Annotated in this window: 16 protein-coding genes; 15 read left to right on the plus strand and 1 reads right to left on the minus strand. The window is 47.4% G+C overall.

The genetic code is table 11. The features are described from left to right. Positions 1–27: 27 nt before the first annotated feature. The 15 genes from ACFVQB_RS01395 (at position 28) to ACFVQB_RS01465 (ending at position 22,024) form a co-directional block, all read left to right on the plus strand. Entirely contained in the window at positions 28–726 is a 699-nt protein-coding gene (locus ACFVQB_RS01395; protein ID WP_379434633.1) for a hypothetical protein, read from the plus strand. Positions 727–1,056: 330 nt separating this feature from the next. Continuing rightward, complete coding sequence (locus tag ACFVQB_RS01400) at positions 1,057–2,802, plus strand: sensor histidine kinase (RefSeq protein WP_379434634.1); 1,746 nt, start codon at positions 1,057–1,059, stop codon at positions 2,800–2,802. Positions 2,803–2,882: 80 nt separating this feature from the next. Continuing rightward, on the plus strand, positions 2,883–4,505 hold the full coding sequence (locus ACFVQB_RS01405) for a response regulator (protein ID WP_379434635.1): 1,623 nt from the start codon (positions 2,883–2,885) through the stop codon (positions 4,503–4,505). A 124-nt stretch (positions 4,506–4,629) separates the two neighbouring features. Beyond that, the gene (locus ACFVQB_RS01410) at positions 4,630–6,315 is read left to right on the plus strand and encodes a type 2 periplasmic-binding domain-containing protein (RefSeq protein WP_379434636.1); all 1,686 of its coding nucleotides are present in this window, start codon (positions 4,630–4,632) and stop codon (positions 6,313–6,315) included. Positions 6,316–6,563: 248 nt separating this feature from the next. Further along, positions 6,564–7,454, plus strand: a complete 891-nt coding sequence (locus ACFVQB_RS01415; protein ID WP_062321959.1) for an ABC transporter permease — start codon at positions 6,564–6,566, stop codon at positions 7,452–7,454. Positions 7,455–7,483: 29 nt separating this feature from the next. Beyond that, positions 7,484–8,362 (plus strand): carbohydrate ABC transporter permease, encoded by an 879-nt coding sequence (locus ACFVQB_RS01420; protein WP_062321957.1) that lies wholly within the window; start codon positions 7,484–7,486, stop codon positions 8,360–8,362. 32 nt (positions 8,363–8,394) lie between these two features. Beyond that, complete coding sequence (locus ACFVQB_RS01425; protein ID WP_379434637.1) at positions 8,395–9,504, plus strand: glycoside hydrolase family 53 protein; 1,110 nt, start codon at positions 8,395–8,397, stop codon at positions 9,502–9,504. 35 nt (positions 9,505–9,539) lie between these two features. Continuing rightward, a complete protein-coding gene (locus tag ACFVQB_RS01430; RefSeq protein WP_379434638.1) occupies positions 9,540–11,612 on the plus strand; it encodes a beta-galactosidase in 2,073 nt (690 codons plus the stop codon). A gap of 212 nt (positions 11,613–11,824) precedes the next feature. Then, entirely contained in the window at positions 11,825–13,264 is a 1,440-nt protein-coding gene (locus ACFVQB_RS01435) for an NAD-dependent malic enzyme (protein ID WP_379434639.1), read from the plus strand. Between the two features lies 1 nt (position 13,265). Next, entirely contained in the window at positions 13,266–13,991 is a 726-nt protein-coding gene (locus tag ACFVQB_RS01440) for an HD domain-containing protein (RefSeq protein WP_379434640.1), read from the plus strand. A 251-nt stretch (positions 13,992–14,242) separates the two neighbouring features. Continuing rightward, positions 14,243–15,310 carry an FUSC family protein gene (locus ACFVQB_RS01445; protein WP_113052712.1) on the plus strand — a complete coding sequence of 356 codons (1,068 nt, stop codon included), beginning with the start codon at positions 14,243–14,245 and terminating at the stop codon, positions 15,308–15,310. 140 nt (positions 15,311–15,450) lie between these two features. After that, on the plus strand, positions 15,451–15,912 hold the full coding sequence (locus ACFVQB_RS01450; protein WP_379434641.1) for a pyridoxamine 5'-phosphate oxidase family protein: 462 nt from the start codon (positions 15,451–15,453) through the stop codon (positions 15,910–15,912). Between the two features lie 241 nt (positions 15,913–16,153). Next, on the plus strand, positions 16,154–18,529 hold the full coding sequence (helD, locus tag ACFVQB_RS01455; RefSeq protein WP_379434642.1) for an RNA polymerase recycling motor HelD: 2,376 nt from the start codon (positions 16,154–16,156) through the stop codon (positions 18,527–18,529). A 329-nt stretch (positions 18,530–18,858) separates the two neighbouring features. After that, positions 18,859–20,715, plus strand: coding sequence for an adenine deaminase (locus ACFVQB_RS01460; RefSeq protein WP_379434643.1), 1,857 nt, complete (start codon positions 18,859–18,861; stop codon positions 20,713–20,715). A gap of 388 nt (positions 20,716–21,103) precedes the next feature. After that, the gene (locus tag ACFVQB_RS01465) at positions 21,104–22,024 is read left to right on the plus strand and encodes a hypothetical protein (protein ID WP_379434644.1); all 921 of its coding nucleotides are present in this window, start codon (positions 21,104–21,106) and stop codon (positions 22,022–22,024) included. Between the two features lie 154 nt (positions 22,025–22,178). Here the strand turns inward: ACFVQB_RS01465 and ACFVQB_RS01470 are convergent, their stop codons facing one another. Next, entirely contained in the window at positions 22,179–23,093 is a 915-nt protein-coding gene (locus tag ACFVQB_RS01470) for an AraC family transcriptional regulator (RefSeq protein ID WP_379434645.1), read from the minus strand. Between the last annotated feature and the right edge of the window lie 31 nt (positions 23,094–23,124).

Raw genomic sequence — 23,124 nt, forward strand, 5'->3', positions numbered from 1 at the left:
TCAGGTGGCTGATTAGGGGGTGTTCGTGTGTCGAGAACCAGACTTGTGTTCTCTGCGATGTTATTGCTGTTTGGCATCATTTTTACGTTTAAGCATCACCTTGGTTTCTCTGTGGGAGATACATTGTTATCTGCTATAGGCATATCGCCTTACACCACGTCCTATGTAAGTGGTGTGCATATCACGTTATTTTTTGGGATGGGAATATTAGTGTGCAGTTACTATCTTACACGCAAAGAAATCATGCCATTATATCCGGTCCTGGCCAAACGGCTCTGGCTGATCGTTCTCGCTATTGTTCTCAGTTATTCCTACATGACGGATAAATTGATGTATGTAGCCAAATGGGGGGCTTCCGGTATCCATGGTGTTTCCTATGTCCAAAATGATAGCTCCTGTACCTTTGATGTTCTGGAAAATGGCATTACACGAGTAAACTGTGACCTGACACTCAAAAATTACACCCGAGAGCCTGTAGCAGCTGTGCTTTTGCCTGACTTGGCCCGCAGTTACGAACACCAAGATGATCCGCTTTATGAATCGCTGCAATCTGTCCAGCTGAAGCCTGTGCATATAGAGATTGAGCCGCATGGAACATTTAAGGGTCAACTGGCGTTTTCCGGTTTGGCTGGCTCCCCGCTGCGAGTCAAAGGAAAGCTAACCGATATTGTAATGGATGTCGCCGTAGATGGAGAGAACACCGTGTTTGACTACGATATTCCATAATGATTTTGGGTTAGCAAGATAGAATGAATACATAAGAAGAGCGTTGAGAATTAGAAGAAATTAATCAATATATAGTGTTTAGAAAGGAGCTGGCGGTTGTCGGCTCTTTTTTGCGTGGAAGTTGTAATTAGTGCAGAAAAGTTGGTTTTGTCACCTTTATGCATGTATATGGTAACGCTTACGATATATATAGAGTCTCTTTAAAGAGATTAAGTCAGGAATAACAGATGAGCTGTGGAGCGGATTCGCCCAGAAAAAACAGTTTATGTTTAACGCTTTCATCGTTAAAATTAGATTCACTGACTAATGAAGGCAAGGTGAGGTAAGCAGATGTCATACCGGACGAATCTATTTTCCAAAATGGTCATTTTAATTCTGATTATGCTGGTTCCAGTCGTACTGCTGTACTGGTATTCCAACCATAAAACGACGGCAGTTCTGAGGGATGAACTCAATCGTTCCAATAGCAACCAGCTGGAATTTTTTCAAAATCAAGTCAATACGCACATCGAGCTGTTATCTTCATGGCCCAATCTGCTCATTCATGATCCTGATATTGCGAGCTTCCGGCGGATTTACGCCGACAGCAAATATTTCGACCTGGATACGATCAATCTGGTTAAACGTATTCAGAACAAACTGAGTATCCAGGAAAGTTCATCCAATTGGACAACGAAATTATACCTCTATTCGCCGACGCTGGGCAGGGTCATCTCCGAAAGAGATGCCGGCTTCTACAATCAGGAGACGCTGCGGGGCACCATATCATCCGGATGGAATGTCCGAAAGATTAAGGAGGGAGATGATGAACGATTCATCTTCAGCTGGATCACCGTATCACCATACGGCATTAGTGATCCCGCAGCCAATGCGCAAACCGTGATTAAGCTAGAATTCGACAGTGACAACATTCGAGATATGCTGGACAAATTCAAGGACGATGGTCGCCATGATCCCTTCTATTACCGGGAAGAGACGGGGGTTATCTATAATCGAACTTCGGATCGTGAATTGACAGGTCAGCTGATGGACAAGCTGGCAATCGATAAGCTAAAGGATGTGGATAACCGGACGGTAGTCATAGACGGCGAGCCTTATATGGTGAATACGGTAAAGTCCAGTACGACAGGCTGGTATCTGGTGGATTACATGCCACTATCGGCAATTTTGAAGCCGATTCATCAATCGAATATACTGTTTTATTCAGCGATGATCTGTCTGCTATTGATGAGCTTTGCTGTGGCCTATCTGTTATATGTACAGGTCCAAGTCCCTGTCAAACAGTTGATTCGTGGATTCCAACGATTGAAGCAGGAGGATTATTCAGTCCGAATTACACCCAAAGGACGCAATGAATTCAGCTTTTTGTCCGAACGATTCAACTCCATGGTAGCGCAGATTCAGCAGTTGTTCGAACACGTGTATCTGGAACAGATTCATGTACGTGAAGCCCGGCTGAAACAGCTGCAATCGCAGATTAATCCACACTTTTTCTATAATTGTTTCTCATTCATTACGAGCATGGCAAAGCTGAAGCGTGTCGATGCTGTCGTTGCCATGTCGCATAATCTGTCCCGATACTATCGGTATACGACAAGGCAGGAGCGTGATGTGGTGCCGCTCACAGAGGAAATTGAATTCGTCACCTGTTATCTGGAGATTCAGCAGATGCGTATGGACCGAATACGTTTCAAAATTGACTTATCGGAGGACATTCTGAGGCAAGAGGTACCTCCACTTATCGTACAACCACTGGTGGAGAATGCGGTTATACATGGAATTGAAGCCGATGCCGAAGCTGGGGAAATACGGGTGTCGGGAGAAAAAAGAGATGGCATGATGATTCTTACTGTAGATGACGACGGGCAAGGTATGGATGAATTGGCCCGGCAGATGCTGCTCCACAAACTCACAGGGAGTATGGATCAAGAGATGGGCTGTGGGTTGTGGAACGTCAACCAGCGTCTTCAGCTCAGGTATGGGGAGCAGGCGGGAATTAGCATTACGGAATCATCGCTTGGTGGGCTGCGTGTTACCTTGTCCTGGCCTGCTGACGAGAAACATCTTCTTGAATAGAAGGATAGAAATAGAGCCGTTGCTACAGCATGAGAACCATGCAATACATTGCATAACGAAACAGATAGGGAGTGACTGTCTTGATTGATATCTTACTGGTGGATGATGAAACGTATGTAACTGAAAGTCTGGAATTGACCATTCCCTGGGGAGAGCTCGGGGTTACGACGGTTTTGCGTGCAGCTTCTGGCAAGGAAGCGCTGCAGATCTTGGAAGAGAATGCAGTGGACCTTGTGGTGACCGATATTCGAATGCCGGGCATGTCCGGGCTGGAACTGATAGAGGAGGTAAGCAGTCGATGGTCGCATATCCGCTGCATCCTGCTGACAGGGCACAGTGATTTTCAATATGCCAAAAAAGCAATTCAGCTGCAAGCTGCCGATTATATTCTCAAGCCGGTGAACGATGAGGAATTCATGGCTTCGGTCTCTGCTGCCATCACGTCCCTTCGGGATGATTGGGATGAATTTGATAAATACCATCGGTTGTTATACAGCCGGAAGTCAGATTATAAAATTTTGCGGGAAAATCTGATGCACGATCTGTTGCTGGGACGCGAGATTACAGCTCGGGCACTGGGGGAACAGCTTGAGAAGTATGAGATTGTGCTTCAGCCGGATCAACCGGCAGTCATGATGCTAATTCGCCTCACAGGTCGGTTCTTGTCAATGGATCAACAATCACTGGATTTGATGGAGTTTGCGGTTGGCAATATCGCCGAAGAGGTATTTGATCCCCATTTCAACGTGTGGTTTGGAAGAGGTCCCCATGAGTGTCTGGTCATGATTATACAGAGTCAGGGCTGGACGGAGCCTGTTCAGACGAATGTGGAAGAACTGAAGCAGCCAGTTGGGACTTTCCGCGAGCATGTCATTCGATATCTGCAAGGTGATCTGTCCATGGTGGTCACAGCACCGTTTCAATTTGGAGATCTGACGACTGCTTATCGTAAAGGTTTAGGATCACTCGTACTATCGGGTCCAGAGGAAAATACGATCATTTACATGGATAAAGAGCTGTCCAAACGGCCGGAGAACGATGCGGCACAAGCGCTTGAAGAGCTCTATAAGCCACCCGTACTGCCTCAATTGCTTGAAACCAAACAGTGGGAGGCAGCGGCACGCAAACTGAATGCCGTTTTTGATGCAGCGGACCGCGTTTGTCTCTCCAGAGAGCATGTATATGAGATGTATTTGTCTGTAACGAATGCTTTTATGTATATCGCGCACAAGCAGGGGCATCTCGTACATGAGATTGATCATGCGGGATTTGACCTGCTGCTCGCGCATCAGCTGATTCAATCACCTGATAAGCTTCGCCGCTGGGCGACTGAAATGCTTGCCAAGTTGCAGGAGGAGCTATCGGATCACGAAGGGGTACAGAGTCGCAGACACGTCATCAAGCAGGTTCAGGAGATGGTAACGAGAGACGCAGGACAGGATCTGTCCGTGAAGATGATCGCAGACAAGGTGTATTTGCATCCCGTTTATTTGTCCAAGATCTACAAAGCCGAGACAGGTGAGGGGCTGGGCGATTATATGATTCGTATGCGGATGGAGCGCGCATTGTATTTGCTCAAAAACACGAACAAAAAGATATACGAGATCACCAGTGAGCTGGGGTACCAAAATCCGCAATATTTCAGCAAAATGTTCAAAAAGCATTATGGGATGACACCGAATGAATATCGGGATCAGGCATAATTTCAACACCATTCCAATATATAGGTTGCCAAAGGTGCAGAAATCTTGTTTTCGTGACATAGGCTGAAAGACCCGGCAGGCCTATAATGAAAGGGTAACCAAAATGATTAAGGGGGAACAACAAATGAGAGCGAAATCTACAAAAAAGAGATGGCTACCGCTCCTCGCTACGACAACCTGTCTCGCTGTCATCCTTTCTGCATGTGGAGGAGGTAACAATGGCGGTGAGAACGCGGGTTCGAGCACGTCAGCTGTTGAAAACGAATACAAAGAAAAATATGATCCTGCAGTAACCATTACAACGGCATGGGGAATTGATCCTGAGCTAAAATTCAAAAATGGTGAATCGATGGAAAATAATGTGGCTACCAAGTGGGCCAAAGAGCAATTCGGCATCGACATCAAATCCTTGTGGTCTGTGACGGATACGAACAACGCATTCGCGACAAAACTTCGTCTTGCTATGTCATCAGGACAGGAGATGCCTGATGTGGTAACGGTAGGGGACAACCTGCTTGCACAGGATCTGATTGATTCCGGCATGTATCAGGAAGCGGGTCCGCTGTTCGACAAATATGCTTCCGACACATGGAAAAAAGCGATGGAGCAGGATCCTAATGTATGGAACCAGTATAGCCGTGACGGCAAAAGAATGGGTATTCCCGTACTGGACTACGCCTACAACAATGATTACCTGCTGTGGATTCGCCAGGATTGGCTAGACAAGCTGAATCTGAAAGCACCAAAAACCATTGACGAACTGGAAACGGTAATGGAAGCCTTCAAAAATCAAAATCCGGATGGATTAGCTCCTGACAAGGTTACTCCACTGAGCATCGGTTTCAAAACATCCATGAACACTTGGATGGGTGATCCATCCTGGATTTTCGGTGCATACGGAACACTGCCATTCCAATGGAATGTAGCTGAAGATGGCAAGCTGGAGTATGGTTCCATCAATCCTGGCATGAAGCAAGGTCTGACCAAATTGAGCGAATGGCTCAAAAAAGGATATATCCCGCAGGAAGCAGCATTATGGGATGAAAACAAAACAGCCGAGCCAGCAGTGGCAGGTACAGCTGGTATTATCCCAGGTCCATACTGGATGAGCGGATGGCCGCTTCTGGATACAGTAAAGAATGTGCCAAGTGCCGTTTGGAAACCGATTGAAATCCCGACCGGTCCAGAAGGCAAAGCCATGCGCCACGGTACACAGTTTGTTAACGGCGTCATTCTGATCAAGAAAGACATGGAGCACCCTGAAGCGTTCTTCACGTATGAGAACTACCTGTTCGACAATTATGCAGACCCGGCACCGGGTAGCCCGTATGATAATGGTCTGTTTGCAAAGTATGACTATCAATTGGATGCCAATGGCAAACAAATGCCGATAGACCAAATTGAAGGCGGATATGTGAACGTTGTACGTTATTTGCTCGTTCGTGACGGTGCCCGTATTCCGGATGCTCAGATGAAAGCCCTGCTGAATCTGGCAGATGGCAAGGAGCCTGAGACGAAGCTTGAGAAGGATGTTGCTGTCAACTACGGTAAAGAGACCCCTGCCGCAGCGAAAGTATTGCTCAGTCAGGAAGAAATCTCCTACAAAAACATGTTTACAGGTCCTACAACAGCGACGATGAAATCCAAGCTCGACTACCTGAACAAAATTGAGAATCAAGCATTCAACGAAATTATTTATGGCAAAAATCCGGTAGATGCGTTCGATACATTTGTACAAACGTGGAAATCGGGTGGCGGTGACCAAATCACACAAGAGGTCAACGAATGGTATGACAGTGTGAAAAAATAAGGATACAGGAGCGTGCAGACCAACCAAGTCTGCACGCTTTTTTTGTCGTTATGAGAGCCTGATTTGCTTCGGGAAGGCGTAGGTCAACGGTGGATGAATGATTGAAAAGACAGTGAGTCCAAACTGGTTGCTTTTGTGCCATTTATATTGCTTTTATGTGCTGTTTGACCTATGCAAACGGTTGATATAATCGCAGTATAAGCCACTCAGGGAGTACTTGAGTAGGAAGAATTACAGGGGGAGCAATCATGAGAACTTTAAAACGAACTTGGCCATTTCACGTAATGCTGCTGCCAGCCATCATCTTTCTGATCATATTCAGTTATGTGCCTATGGGCGGAATCGTTATGGCATTTCAGAACTACAAACCATGGCTCGGCATCAGCGGCTCGGAGTGGGTCGGGCTTGATAATTTTAGATATTTGTTTGAACGCGAGGACAGCCTGCAAGTCATTTGGAATACACTGATCATTGCTGTGCTCAAACTCATCTTTAACTTGTTTGTCCCGTTTGTGTTCGCTATTTTGTTGAATGAGGTTCGCAAGATGGCAATCCAGCGAACGATCCAAACCTTGGTGTATCTGCCTCACTTCTTGTCTTGGGTTATCCTGGGCGGAATTCTGATTGATCTGTTATCCACCGGAGGACTGGTGAACCGGGTACTGGGGACATTTGGACTTGGGCCATATTTCTTCCTTGGAGATAACAGCTGGTTCCGACCGACGATCATTCTGACGGATGTGTGGAAGGAATTCGGCTATAACATGATTGTCTTTTTGGCTGCTCTTGCCGGCATTAACCCGGCGCTGTATGAAGCAGCAGAGATTGACGGAGCGGGTCGCTGGAAGCAGACGCTGCATATTACCATCCCGTCTCTTGTACCGATGCTGATGGTGGTTGGAACACTGGCACTGGGTAACGTGCTTAACGCCGGGTTCGATCAGATTTTCAATCTGTACAACCCACTCGTATATCAAACGGGCGACATTATTGATACATTCGTTTATCGCTCGGCGCTGGAAAACGGAGAGATGGGCTTCGCGACCGCAATTGGATTATTTAAATCGGTCATCAGCATGGTCTTGATCCTTGTATCATACAGCTTAGCCAAAAAATACGCCGGATACCGCATATTCTAATCGAATGAACTGAGAAAGAAGGGACCACGATGTATCATAAATCAACGCCTTATCGCGTGTTCAACGTCATCAATATTTGTTTTCTCATTTTGGTTGCCATTATGTGTATTGTACCGATGATTCATGTTCTGGCTGTATCCTTCAGTAACAAGGCTGCCGCAGATGCCAACCTCGTCAGCCTCTGGCCGGTAGGGTTCTCACTTGAAGCATACAAAAAAACGATGAATAATCCGATTTTCCTAAACTCTCTCTGGATTTCCTTGCTGCGGACAGTCATTGGTACGGGAATTACGTTGCTGATTACCTTTTTGGCGGCGTACCCGTTGTCGAAAGAAAATAATGAATTTAAAGGAAGAACCGTCTATTCATGGATTTTTGTTTTTAGTATGATCTTCAATGGGGGACTCGTTCCCTTCTATATGGTCATCCAGAAGATCGGCCTGATGGATTCCTTTTGGGTGTTGGTGCTTCCGGGAGCTGTTAATACCTTCCTCGTGATTCTGATGCTAAACTTCTTCCGGGGTATTCCGAAAGAGCTTGAGGAAGCGGCGCTGATGGATGGAGCCAATCACTTCAGAACGTTGTTCAGTATCTTCCTGCCGATTTCCATGCCATCGATCGCAACAATTGCACTGTTCAGCATGGTGTTTCACTGGAACTCATGGTTTGACGGATTGCTCTACATGAACAATGCCAAGGATTATCCGCTGGCTACTTTCATGCAGACCGTAATTATCAAACGTGATATGAGTACGATGGCCATGAACCCGAAAGAGATGGAAACCATTTCTCAAACCACAGTAAGAGCGGCACAAATTTTTATTGGAAGTGCGCCAATCCTCATTGTGTATCCATTCCTGCAGCGCTTCTTTGTCAAAGGTATGACCTTGGGTTCGGTTAAAGGCTGAGCCTGCATCTAAATTAAACGGAGGTTGATGAAGTGAGCCATTTAAAGGAAGAGTCATTCATTCTCGGAATGGATGTGTCATTTATGGATGAAATTGAGCAGAATGGTGGGAGCTATCGTGACGAGCATGGGCAGCAGGCGGACTTGCTGACCCTTCTCAAGCTGGGGGATGCCAATGCAATCCGATTGCGAATCTGGAATGATCCTGTAGGCGGATTCTGTAATCTGGAGCGGACGGTAGCGGTAGCCAAACGGATCAAGGAACAAGGCTTGCAATTTTTGCTGGATTTTCATTATTCGGATCGCTGGGCTGATCCAGCCAATCAATGGAAGCCAAAGGCGTGGGAGAAGCTGTCCTATGAGGAACTGCAACGTGAGGTATGTACCTATACGGCAGATGTACTGAGAACACTCAAGGAGCATGATGCATTGCCGGACATGGTCCAAGTGGGGAATGAGATTACACCTGGTATGTTATGGGATGAAGGACGTGTCGGTGGGGAAGAGCATGATACCGACGAACAGTGGGAGCGTTTTGCTGGACTTGTGAAGTATGGCATCGCTGCTGTTAAATCGGTTGATTCAGAAATCAAAATTATGATTCATATAGACCGAGGTGGTGATAATGCGGAGAGTCGCAAGTTCTATGATCGATTTGAAGCCCTTGGTGTAGAGTTCGATATCATTGGGCTCTCATATTACCCTTGGTGGCATGGAACACTGGATGCACTGCGGGATAATCTGCATGACCTGGCTAAACGCTACGGCAAACCCATCAATGTGGTTGAAACCGCTTATCCTTGGACATTGGAGCAGCCTGAAGGCCACGAGTGGATTCTGAATCAGGAAGAACTGTTGCTGCCCGGGTATCCGGCAAGTGTGGAAGGACAGACACGTTATCTGAAGGATCTGCTGCAGATTATTCGTGAGGTTCCCGGCGGTCTCGGAGCGGGATTCTATTACTGGGAGCCTGCCTGGATTCCTAGCAAGGAAGAGTGGTCTGTTGGACATCCGAATAACTGGGGCAACCTGACGATGTTTGACTTCAAGGGTCAGAAGTTGCAATCGTTTTCAGCGCTGAAGGCTGGAGAGGAAATTGACACTGCATTGGATGAGCAGCCGAGTGCTGCATTGATCAAATAGATAATTAAAATGAAATGAATGAAGGAGTTGTCAGCATGACATACAAATATCCACCGGTAAGTTCCAAAGCACCCCATATGTTACACGGTGCAGACTATAACCCGGAGCAATGGCTCCGCTATCCTGAAGTACTCGAAGAAGATATCCGCCTGATGAAGCTTGCCAAATGTAATGTGATGTCCATTGGTATCTTCTCATGGGTATCCCTTGAACCGGAAGAGGGTGTGTACACGTTTGAATGGCTCGACCAAGTACTGGATCGTTTTGCTGCCAATGGAATCTATGCATTCCTGGCTACCCCAAGCGGTGCAAGACCTGCCTGGATGTCGGCCAAGTATCCCGAAGTGTTGCGTGTTGGGGCCAATCGGGTTCGCAACCTGCATGGCTTCCGTCACAACCATTGTTATACATCTCCGGTATACCGAGAGAAGGTTACTGCAATTAATACAAAACTTGCAGAACGTTACTCAGATCATCCCGCAGTAATTGGCTGGCACATTTCCAATGAATTCGGCGGGGATTGCCACTGTGATTATTGTCAGGACGCTTTTCGCGGCTGGGTGAAAAACAAATATGGCACACTGGACGAGTTGAATCATTCCTGGTGGACGACTTTCTGGAGCCATACCGTGACGGATTGGAGCCAAGTGGAGTCTCCTGCCCCGCACGGAGAGACACAGGTCCATGCGATGAATTTGGACTGGCGCAGGTTTGTCACCGATCAGACCGCTGATTTTATCGTGCACGAAACGAAACCGCTGAAGGCCAAAAATCCCGATCTGCCAGTAACGACCAACCTGATGGAATTTTATGAAGGATTGAACTACTGGAAGTTCGCTGACATTCTGGATTTCCTGTCATGGGACAGTTATCCGACATGGCATGATGCGGACGAAGAGGATACGCTGGCATCCAGAGTCGCGATGATGCATGATATCGTTCGTTCCATCAAGGGGGGACAACCGTTTCTATTGATGGAGAGCACACCAAGCTCAACTAACTGGCAAGAGACCAGCAAATTGAAACGTCCGGGCATGCATTTGCTGGCGTCTCTACAAGCGGTGGCTCACGGCTCGGACAGTGTACAATACTTCCAGTGGAGAAAGAGTCGGGGTTCCAGTGAAAAGCTTCATGGAGCGGTTGTAGATCATGTTGGACATGAACATACCCGTGTGTTCCAGGATGTAACTGACGTGGGAACGGCACTGGAAGGAATGCAGGCGGTGGTTGGAACGTCCGTTCCAGCCGAGGTTGCCATCATCTTCGACTGGGAAAACCGCTGGGCAGTAAAGGATTCCCAAGGGCCGCGTAACATCGGAGTGAAGTACGAGCAGACGGTGGAATGGCATTATGATGCCTTTTGGAAAAAAGGTGTGCCTGTGGACGTCATCGACATGGATGCTGATCTATCCAAGTACAAACTGCTCATCGCACCTATGCTCTATTTGGTACGTGAAGGAGTGGGCGAACGCATTGAGCGATTCGTGGAAAATGGCGGTACATTTGTAGCAACGTATTGGTCAGGTATCGTAAATGAGAATGATCTGTGCTTCCTCGGAGGATTCCCTGGACCGCTTCGCAAGACGCTGGGGATCTGGTCAGAAGAGATCGACGGCTTGCATGACCGTGATCTGAATGGGGTTGTGCCTGTGAAGGACAACGAGCTTCAACTGAAGGCCGAGTATGATGCTTTCGAATTATGCGACCTGATTCATCTGGAAGGTGCAGAAGCGCTGGCGACGTATCGCTCAGACTTCTATGCCGGACGGCCTGCTTTGACCGTTAATCGTCTTGGTTCAGGTAAAGCCTATTATATGGCTACACGTTTCAAAGCTCCATTTTACGATGATTTCTATGGCAGTCTAATTGCTGATCTGGGTATTGAGCGTGCTCTTGAAACTCAGCTTCCTGCTGGAGTTACGGCACACATCCGTACAGATGGCACGGCGGATTATGTATTTGTGCAGAACTACACACCGGAGCCGAAGCAAGTACAACTGGACAACCAGTCCTATCTTGATCTGCTGAGTGGTGATGCTGTGGAGGGTAGCCTGGATTTGCAGCCATATGACATCCGGGTACTGCGCAGAGCGGCTGAGCGTAAATAATAGATTTGTTACTCATTTGGCTGAACAAGCTGAAATAGTATGCAGAAGGGTCACCCTTAACGTCTCAATCAGACGGAGAGGGTGGTCCTTTTTGTCGTATTAAGATCACGCTGAGTACTTTTTCTGGGCAAGATAAAGGATAAACGTGTCCGCGCAGCGAAGACAAACAGGTAACATTGCAACTCATGACTTTCAGTCTGGGAGGAATTGGAATGAATCAAAGGAATCTAGACGGTAACAGCTTTATTATTCGGCTGGAAATGACAACAAAAGATATCAAGTTTGGCGAAGTGGCCTCGGCCATCTCGGAAGCTGGCGGAGACATTATCGCCATCGACGTAATTTCGACCAATCAGGATGTAAGTGTGCGCGACTTAACTGTCGCTGTAACGGATGCACAAGATAACAGCAAAATTATAGAAGGGGTGCGCCAGCTTAAAGGGGCATCCATCATAAACGTATCGGACCGGACGTTCCTGCTGCACTTGGGCGGCAAGATTGAGGTTACACCGAAAACCCCGATTCATAACCGGGAAGATCTGTCACGCGTATATACACCGGATGTAGCCCGGGTATGTTCGGCCATTTCAGAAGAGCCTGGAAAGGCATTTTCGCTGACAATCAAGCGGAATACGGTTGCCGTAGTATCGGATGGTAGTGCCGTGCTTGGACTCGGCAACATTGGACCACGTGCCGCGATGCCAGTCATGGAAGGTAAAGCGATGTTGTTCAAACAGTTTGCAGGAGTAGACGCTTTCCCGATCTGCCTGGATACACAGGATACCGAGGAAATCATTCGAACTGTGAAAGCGATCTCACCAGCATTTGGCGGGATCAATCTGGAGGATATTTCTTCACCGCGTTGCTTTGAAATTGAGCGTCGCCTGAATGAGGAACTGGACATTCCGGTATTTCATGATGATCAGCATGGTACAGCAGTTGTGTTGTATGCAGGTCTGATCAATGCGCTCAAGCTGGTCGGCAAATCCATCACAGATGTAAAAATTGTCGTCTGTGGTATCGGTGCAGCAGGTGTGGCATGCAGTAATATTTTGCTGTCCGCGGGTGCGAGTCGGGTTGTCGGGGTCGATCGTGAAGGTGCATTGGTAAGGACGAATACCTATGAAAATGAAGTATGGAGCGACTATGCGGCTCGTACCAACCCTGAACTGGAGACAGGTTCACTTCGTGATGTGATTCGCGGGGCAGATGTCTTCATCGGTCTGTCACGCGGTAATCTGTTAACCCGGGAAGATGTGCAAACCATGGCCGCTGACCCGATTGTCTTCGCCATGGCGAATCCGGTACCGGAGATTATGCCGTCTGTGGTGGAAGACATCGTGGCTGTCATGGCGACAGGCCGATCGGATTATCCGAATCAGATCAATAATGTATTGTGTTTCCCGGGTATGTTCAGAGCCGTTCTGGATTGCCGTGCCAGTGAGATTAATGAGGAGATGAAGCTCGCAGCAGCTCAGGCGATTGCTTCAGCCATTTCGGATGAAGAGCGCACCCGTTATTATATTATTCCGAGTGTGTTTAACGATAAAATCGTCAAATCGATGCGCAATCGTGTGATTGAAGCAGCGGTCAAGACCGGTGTGGCAAGACGTATACCGCGTGAACAAACTCGCGAAGGCGGGGACGTGTAAGATGCAAGAGAATTCCCCTCAACATCTGAACCAAAGCACGCTACAATCGGGGCATGAGGATCATGTTGATGGAACGTTAACCGGAGAGACCATTCTTCGCGCGGCTCGTGCTTTTGTACAGGGAGATGCGGCCGCACATACGGATGGTCATGACTGGCCGCATATCGAGCGTGTGACCGCACTTGCGGTCGAGCTTGCACACCGTATGGGTGCCGATCCCTTTATATGTGAACTCGCTGCATTGCTTCATGATGTGCCGGATGAGAAGCTGAACGAAAGTCTTGAAGCCGGGATGGCTAAGCTGAATGCGTGGCTGGATACCCAGCCGCTTGAAGCGGGTACACGTAAAGCCGTGGTAAACATCATTAATTCCATTTCCTATGCAGGAGGACAGCGTCCTGCCGTCTCATCCCTGGAAGCCCAGGTGGTGCAGGATGCGGATCGCCTGGATGCGCTGGGCGCCATTGGTATTGCGCGTACGTTTGCTTTTGCTGGGGCAAGAGGTCGTGAGATGTATGATCCCGCCCTTCCGCCACGAGAGCAGATGACGCGGGAGGAATACCGGAATGGACGCAGTACAACGATCAATCACTTTTACGAAAAGCTGTTCAAGCTGAAAGATCTAATGAACACATCCTATGGCAAGGAACTGGCAGAGCAGCGTCATGACTTTATGGTGCAGTTTGTGGAGCAGTTCAAGCGTGAATGGGATGGAAGGTTTTCATAACTTTCTCCGTATAAGTTAAACATACAATACCCCCTACTTCCGAGAGTGGAGTGTGGGGTATTGTTGTGTATACATAGAAGTAATAGCGAATTTAACTCAGCAACAGGATACAGGGCATGGTAACCCAAAGGCTTCCATGATACAATAAATCGTTCTCCTGAATTGATTCGGGCAAAAAAAGAAATATGGGGTAATAATGATAATGATCATCCAACGAATGAAATCAGTTTCGAAAAAGAGGAGGGGTCACCATGTCATTTGGTGCACGTGTACTTAAGACAGGGATTGCGGTCACGCTGGCCCTGTACCTTAGCAGCATGTTCCTGAACCCGCAATCTCCCGTTCCCGCCGCGATCGCGGCCATCTTTGCGATGCAGCCATCCATTTATCGGTCCTGGAAGTATTTCCTGGATCAGCTGCAGACCACCACACTTGGGGCAATTGTGGCCCTGCTGGGAGGCATGGTGCTGTCCAATGAGCCCATCGCCGTCGGGTTAATTATTGTGCTGGTTATTATGATTTGTCTTAAATTGAATATGGGCGAAACGGTTGGCCTGACGCTGGTAACCGTTGTATCGATTATGGAAGCGTCGGGTGACTGGCATTTTGCATTGAACCGTTTCCTGTTGACACTTGTCGGCATTGTATCTGCTTTTCTTATTAATATTACGGTATTTCCACCCAAGCCAAAGGTTCAGTTCGTGAAGCAGATTCAGAGTGTGTTCAGTGGCATGTCGCTGCTGCTGCGTACATCTATCTCGGATGAGATCAAGGAAGTGGTGTTCCGGGATGAGAAAAACAATCTGGGCGGTTCCATTAAATCTTTGTCAGATAAGTATAATTTGTTTGAAGAAGAACAGAAGAAGATGAAACGTTCCAAATTCAGCGAGACCCGGCAGATGGTCGTATACAAACAGATGCTGCTGAGCCTGCAAAAAGGATTTGATGTGCTGGATTCGGTAGAACGCCATTATTTCCAGGCACAGCGAACACCGGAAATGGATCAGTTCTTTGATACACATCTGGAGCTTGTTATCAAATTCCATGAACATGCGCTGCTCAAATTCGAGGATAAGCTGAAACCAAATGGAGAAGAGGCGGCACAGTTTATTTTGGATAATGATCGTTTCATGGAGCAGGCCATTTCCCAGTTTGATATCGATCAGGAAGGGATGCTGAGACTGTCCATTGTAGCTGCTGCGATCTATGATTATGGCTATCAGCTGGAACGATTAAACCGGCTTGCCGAACATGTGCATAGTGCAAGTGAAGATAAGGAGTCACAGGATAAAATTCTGAATTGGCTTAAATGGCCGTAAACATGGTAATACGGTTTGCGGTGATGTGGTTTCATCATATACAATGGAACCACAACCAGCCCGGACAGCATGTCCGGGTTGTTTTGCATACATAGCGCATAATTTGCGCAACCAACTCAATCGAACCGAGGTAGATACGTATGAATTTAAAAGAGCTTGGCCCTGAATGGATGCAGTGGTTCAATGGACAGGATTTGGAGCAGAAGCAGCACGAAGCGATGCAATTGCTGACTGTTTCCGAAGATGGTTGGCCACATCAGGCGATGATCAGTATGGGGGAAGTCATTGCTATCGCGCCCAACCTGCTGAGACTGGCTTTGTGGCCGGGAACACAGACAAGTATGAATATGAGTCGAACAGGCAAGGCTACCTTGATTGCTGTTCATGAGCACAGCTTGTTATCTATTCGTCTGGATGTGACTTCACTGCCACAACTCATGGAAGCTGTGCATCCGAGAGATCGTTTCGAGGCTCAGGTTTTAAACGTTCGTGTAGATCATGCACCCTATGCAGAGATTACTTCAGGGATAACATTTCAATTAAAAGACGAATCCGGGGCCATTACACGCTGGAGAGAGACTATTGAAGAATTACGACAATAGAATGTGCATAGTTCTATATTCATCCCATTGGAGGGTAATAATAGAATGAAAACAACAAAAAACGCCTCCGCTTGCATCGGGACGTTGTCACTGGTACAATAAAAAATGGTTTTCAGAAAATTAGAACTAATTAACATAAAATAAAAATGTTTACTTTCTAATTAATTATACCATAGCCTTTTCGGGCTTGTCAAATGGGCTTTTGAGGACACAATCCGGGGAAAGAGGGGCGTATTAACATATGAGTACAGACCAGCAATGGAGCGAGGAGCAACAGCGGGTCAACATTGTAACGGAACAGATTGATCGGAAAATCGACATCCTAGAAAAAGAGGTAGGTTCCTTCAGGGACGAAGTTGTGGGGATGAGAAAAGACTTTTGGGACGAAGTCACCATGAACTTCAGCGAAGCGGATGACGTGGGTGAGACCTCCACCAGTATGAGACAGCAATCACAGGTTCTATCGGATCGGGAGCGCAGTCATCTGAATACGGCAGCAGCGCTGGACAAAATGAAACGGCTGCATCATTCACCGTATTTCGGACGCATTGATTTTAAGGAAAGTGGCTATCCAAATGCAGAACGAATCTATCTGGGGATCGCATCATTGCTGGATGAGCAGGAGGAATCCTTCCTTGTCTATGACTGGCGTGCACCTATATCGAACCTGTATTACGATGGTGCGCCAGGTCCGGTTACGTATCATACACCGAGCGGTGAGATAAGTGGGAATATTGAGATGAAGCGGCAGTTTGTCATTCGGGATGGACGTATCCGCTTTATGTTCGACACCGGGGTTACGATTGGGGATGAACTGTTACAGGCCGTTCTCAGTCGAACCTCAGATGCTCAGATGAAAAGCATTGTGGCGACGATTCAGAAGGAGCAGAACCGGATTATCCGTAATGACCGGACTCGCATGCTGATCGTGCAGGGAGCTGCGGGCAGTGGTAAAACATCCGCTGCACTTCAGCGTGTCGCGTATCTTCTCTATAAATACCGCGAGCATCTGCAAGCGGATCAGATGGTCCTTTTCTCGCCAAACCCGATGTTCAACAGTTATGTTTCCACCGTGCTGCCTGAGCTTGGGGAGGAAAATATGCTGCAAACGACCTTCCAGGAGTATCTGGAACGCCGTCTTGGCCGTGAATATCAGCTGGAAGACCCATTCATTCAGCTTGAATACGTACTAACCGGAACAGAAGATCCTCAGTACAAAGCGCGTATGTCCGGCATTCGATTCAAGTCATCCGAATCTTTCCTGAAGGTGATAACGCGCTATAAGGACAGCATGATGTCTGAAGGTATGAAGTTCAAGCCGGTTCGTTTCCAGGGAAAGGCTGTGGTTACAGCAGAGGCCATGGCAGAGAAATTCTATAGCTTCGAGCCATCCGTCAAACTGGTGAATCGATTGGAAATACTGCGGGACTGGATGCTGAAAGAGTTATCAGCCTTTGGTAAGGGCGAATTGGAAGCACCTTGGGTAGATCAACAGTTGGATCTGATGGAGCCGGAGGATCTGCAGCGGGCCTATCAACGTCTGAAGCGTAAGCAAAAAGGGAAGTCGGACACGTTCGATGATTTCCAGCAGGAGCGAGAGATCCTTGCCCGGATGGTGGTCAGTGATCGGCTTAAGCCTTTGCGCAAATGGATTAAATCGTTGCGTTTTGTCGATGTTCGTCAGCTGTACGCGAACTTATTCAACGAACGTGCCCAGATGGTTCGCCTGTTGGGAGAAGAAGCACTGCCTTCACACTGGGAAGAGATTGGCGAGATGACACTGCGCAGACTGAAAGTACAGGAGCTGGCGTATGAGGATATCACACCTTATTTGTATCTGCGTGAGTTGCTGCTCGGTTTCCATATTAACTCCAATATCCGCCATGTGATCATTGACGAGGCACAGGATTACTCTGCTTTCCAGCTGGCCTTTATGAAAAGATTGTTCCCGAGATCGAAAATCACCGCACTTGGAGATTTTAATCAAGCCATCTATGCACACTCTTCGGTATTGAGTGGTACGGGGCCGCTGACTAACCTCTATGGACCGGAAAATACAGAAGTAATTGAGCTGACGAGAAGTTATCGTTCAACACAGGAAATCGTGGAGTTTACACGCGGCATGGTTCCAGGTGGAGAAGAGATTGTTCCATTTAACCGGGGCGGGGAGAAGCCGAAAGTGATTGTTTCCTCCAATGAACAGGAGCATCTGGATGTCATTACAGCTGATCTCAAACATCTGATTCAGGAAGGGTATGAATCGGTTGCGGTCATCTGCAAAACGGCGGAAGAGAGCAAGGACGTACACGAAGCATTAAGCAAAGTACTGGCTGCGGCACCGAAGCTGATCAAGAAAACAACGCTGGCCTTTGAACGCGGTGTGCATGTCATCCCGGCGTATCTGGCCAAAGGTGTGGAGTTTGATGCGGTTCTGATCTATGACGGATCTGCATCGCAATATGCGCAGGAACATGAACGTAAGCTGTTCTATACGGCCTGTACCCGTGCCATGCATTTACTGCATGTCTATTGCATGGGTAAACCAAGCCCGTTCATTACGTCCCAGTCCGAAGAATTGTATGATATGGGCAAGGTGTCTGCGGCTCAAGCCGACTAACTTCGTCTTTCATGTTCATGAAGGAGGCTTCCGTTCGAAAGGACGGGAGTCTTTCTGTGTATTGCGTAATACGATGTGGGGAATAAGAAGCTCCATAAGGTTGGCTTTGGTGTGAGAAGTAGGGAGGAGATCATTGGTAATAGATATCTCTTAATGAATATCTCTTCTGACATCAGATTGGATGGATTAGGTTTCATGGATAAAAAATGATCTATCCTTTGTGTTCATGCACAATAGGTGTGAATTTTCTTTACACATGACGGCGAGACTCATATAATCGTAACAATCTATTTTTTTTGGATCGTTTATTTAATGAAGGAGGCAGCAACATGAACACACCATCTTTTGAACGCCCATTAATGGCGGATTGCGTACCGGATCTGGTGGCAACAGCACGGGGAGACTTGCCTGCTACGTTGGTCATTCGGGGCGGAACGCTGGTTAATGTGGTTTCGGGTGAAATTTTGCCGGGCATGTCTGTAGCGGTACAGGGAGCCCGGATTGCATATGTTGGCAAAGATGTAAGCCACACGATCGGAGAGCATACACGCATCATTGAGGCTGAAGGCAAATACATTGCTCCCGGATTGCTGGATGGGCACTGTCACATTGAAAGTACACAAATGAAAGTAACGGAGTTTGCGAGAGCCGTTCTGCCTTCCGGTACAACGGGAGGATTCTTTGACCCGCATGAAATCTCCAATGTGCTTGGACTCAAAGGTCTGCGATTGATGCTGGATGAAGCTCGGACGACGCCAATGGCTGCTTATATGCAGGTAGCTTCCTGTGTTCCTTCCACACATCCTGGACTGGAGACAACAGGCGCTTATATTGGACCGGAAGAAGTGGCGGAAGCCCTTTCCTGGGGTCCGGATATGATTGGTCTCGGTGAAGTGATGAACTTCCCTGGGGTCGTGTACGGGGATGAGACGATGATTGGTGAGATTCAGGCGACACTCCGAGCCGGCAAGGTGGCTGACGGTCACTTCACCTGGGCGGCGGATGACTGGCGTCTGCCAGCCTACGCAGCAAGCGGTGTTACGGGGGATCATGAATGTGTTACGAAGGAAGATGTGGTGGAACGCCTGCGGCTTGGCATGTACGCCAAAATGCGTCAGGGCTCTGCATGGCATGACGTTGCGGAAACGATCAAAGCCTGCACAGAGCTTGGCCTGGATACACGCCGCATGATGCTGGTTACCGATGACCGGAGTTCGGAATCGCTGCTCAAAGAAGGTCATATGGACTTTGTTGTTCGTTTGGCTATTTCTCAAGGGGTGAAGCCGGTTACCGCTTTCCAGATGGCGACGATCAATACGGCTGAACGTTTCGGTGTAGCACGCGACATTGGTGCGGTTATTCCGGGGAATATCGCTGACATTATTTTGCTGGATGGGCGCTTGGCTGATGTTCGTGTAGGCATGACGATTGCCGCAGGGCATGTCGTGGCAGAGAACGGCAAAATGACTGCGGTCTGGGACAGCTTCACGTATCCGGAAGAGGCGCTGAACACCGTGAAGCTGGAAGCCGACATTCAGCCGAAGGATATGGAGCTATCTGCGCCGATTACCGAAGGTACAATTGGAGCAAAAGTGATTCATGTGACGGAGAATCATGTGGATACCAAAGAGAAGCATGTTAATGTCACGGTGGAACATGGCAATGTCGTCGTTTCAACTTCAGGTGAAATCTGCAAAATTGCGGTGATCGAGCGTCACAAACAAACGGGCAATCGCGCCGTTGCCCTTGTTGGGGGCATTGGCTTCACAGGCCCTGCGGCCATTGCGATGACCGTAGCCCATGACAGTCACAATCTGCTCATTATCGGTAATGATGACACGTTGATGGCTGAGGCGGGCAACCGGGTCATTGGCATGCAGGGTGGCGTAGCCGTTGTGACTGCCTCTGGTGTGACCGAATTCCCGCTGCGCATTGCAGGCTTGATGTCCACGGAATCTTTTGAAGTGGTAGCAGCTCAATCTGCAGCTGTTAGTGAAGCGTTACAGTCTGCTGGCTGTACGTTAAATAACGCATTTATGACGCTGTCTCTGTTGGCACTTGTTGTTATTCCGGAATTGCGCTTGTCTGATAAGGGCTTGGTACGCATTTCGGCAGAAGGCATTGAGCTGGTATCCCTGTTTGATGAGATGGTGGAGAATACACCGGCTGCTCCAGCCGGTAATTAACGAATAACGTCGTATCCTTTCATCCTTGAAACGGGTAGGAAATTGAAGGTCGCCTTTGGGCGGCCTTTTTTATTTTTACAGGAAAACGCTTACTAGGTCTTGAGTCGTCTGTTGTACATATGCAAAAAATGACCCATGTGGAGATGAAATGAAGCTTAAATTAAAAAGTTTTTCATAAATGAGACTTTAGAACTATAAATACAGAAGTGTGAATACCCGAAATAATGTTATATGATTCTTTCGTCGTAAGTCTAAGAGATGATGTTGCATATAAAAGCAATGTAAATAGTCGTACATCGAAATTGTACCAATGAATGAATATAAAACGACAGAATTTCATCGAGATTTGCACGATAGAGCTGCATAACATCAAAGGGAGTGTACAAATATGAAAAGCAAAAAGAGATACCAATTCATTTTGTTAATGAGTTGTTTCATGCTGTTTACGGGGAATGCGTATGTTTGCAAGGCCACTGCACTTGGCTCAGTCGACAGTTATGAAACCATCCATGGAACGGTTCAGGGATCGGTAAGAGCAACCTGGGTATGGGATACCACACAGATTCAAAATAACCCTCAGCTAGTGCTGAAGTTTGCCACAACGAACAAAATCAATACGATCTACCTACAAATGAATCGGGATGTAAAGCTTCCGTACTATACATCTTTCATTCGTCAAGCCAGAGAGAAAAATATTGCCGTGGACGTTATGGATGGAAGACCTGCCTGGGGACTGACGGAGAGCCGGGATCAAATTGCAGACTTTCTGGACTGGGTTGAAGCGTATCAAAATCAAGTTGAGCCCAATGAGAAATTTGCCGGCATTCATCTGGACATTGAACCTCATGTACATCCAGAGTGGAAAACCAATCAGGCCAGTGTGATTACGCAGTGGCAGGGGAACGTTCAATACATCGTCGATCGGGCCGCACGAATGAAGATGCCTGTAGCCGCTGACCTGCCTTTCTGGCTGGATGGTTATAAAATTCCGGGTTCCACGATGAATGTAAGCAGCTGGATGATCCGCAAGTTTGACTCGATCACCATTATGGCTTATCGGGATACGGCTGCGGCCATCTATAATGTAGCGAAGGATGAGCTTGAGGAAGCGTCACTTTTGGGTAAAATGGTATCGATCGCCGTGGAGACCAAGCAAAGCAAGGAAGGCGATTTTATTACCTTTTATGAAGAGGGTACAGCATATATGGAAGCACAGCTCAAGTTGGTAGAGAAAATGGCAAGTGTGCATTCGTCCTTCAACGGATTCTCGGTGCATGAGTACAGCTCATGGGAGACATTGAAAAAGTAAAATGAAATTCCATTCATCAGAATAATATAGAAGGTGCTTACGGCCGAACGGGCTGAAGCACCTTCTTTGCATCTGTTAACTCATATAAAAGTGGAGAACAGTGAAGTATCGTCAGTTCAGAGTGCCGAATGCCGATCCTGAAAGGAGTTTAAGCTTAGACCAGTGCAGGTTCCATCGCTACTTTCTCATAAAACATTTTGCGATATTGGGACGGGGTAATATTTTTGTGTTTTTTGAATGTGGTAATGAAGTAGCTCAAATGCTCGAACCCGACATCCATGGCAATATCCACAATTTTGTGATCGGTATTCTCAAGCTGATAACAGGCCTGCTGGATGCGATAATAGTTGATATAGTCGACCGGACTTTTCTGCACCATCTGTTTGAAAAAGCGGCAAAAGTGTCCTTCGCTCATATTGGCTTCATCTGCCAGTTCTTTTAACTTGAGGGGTTCAGGGTAACGCTTGTGGATATAACTTAACACTGATTTCAGACGCTCCACTTTATCATGACTGCCTGATGGGACGGTGCCTTTGAGTGCAGCAGGTTTCATATGTTCAAACATTTGTGCAAATATTAGATAGAGGTAAGCTTTGGTTGTCATCTCGCAGGTTGGTGTCCCGGCGGCATGATCGGCGAAAATTCGTTTTAAATGAAAAATGATTTCTTGCCCCCACGCTTCATCGGTTTGGATATGGTAAGGGGGGATCACCGTTTTGTGTACAAGCGGGCCAACAAATTTCTCTTGTACAGCATCAAACGTCCGACTGCCTAACAGCTCCGGGTTAAATACAATGGATGAAAACACGCAGGGAACATCGCCCTTCAGATAGCCAGCGTGAATTTCCCCCCGATTAATAAAGATGGCTTCTCCCGCCTGAACCTCTACCGTATTCATATCAATTTGAAAAACAGCGCTGCCCTGAGTGACCATGGTGAATTCCATTTCATCATGCCAGTGGCAATCGAGAATGCTGTCGCCATTCAATTGTTGAATATCCGGGTACACACTGACTGGATACATGGCATTGCCGTGAATTCGGTCTTCCCGTAATCGTTCACGTTCCATATGAGAATCTCCTTTTGCATCATTATTAATG

This window comes from Paenibacillus sp. NPDC057886, from assembly GCF_042796655.1.
Classification (GTDB): domain Bacteria; phylum Bacillota; class Bacilli; order Paenibacillales; family Paenibacillaceae; genus Paenibacillus.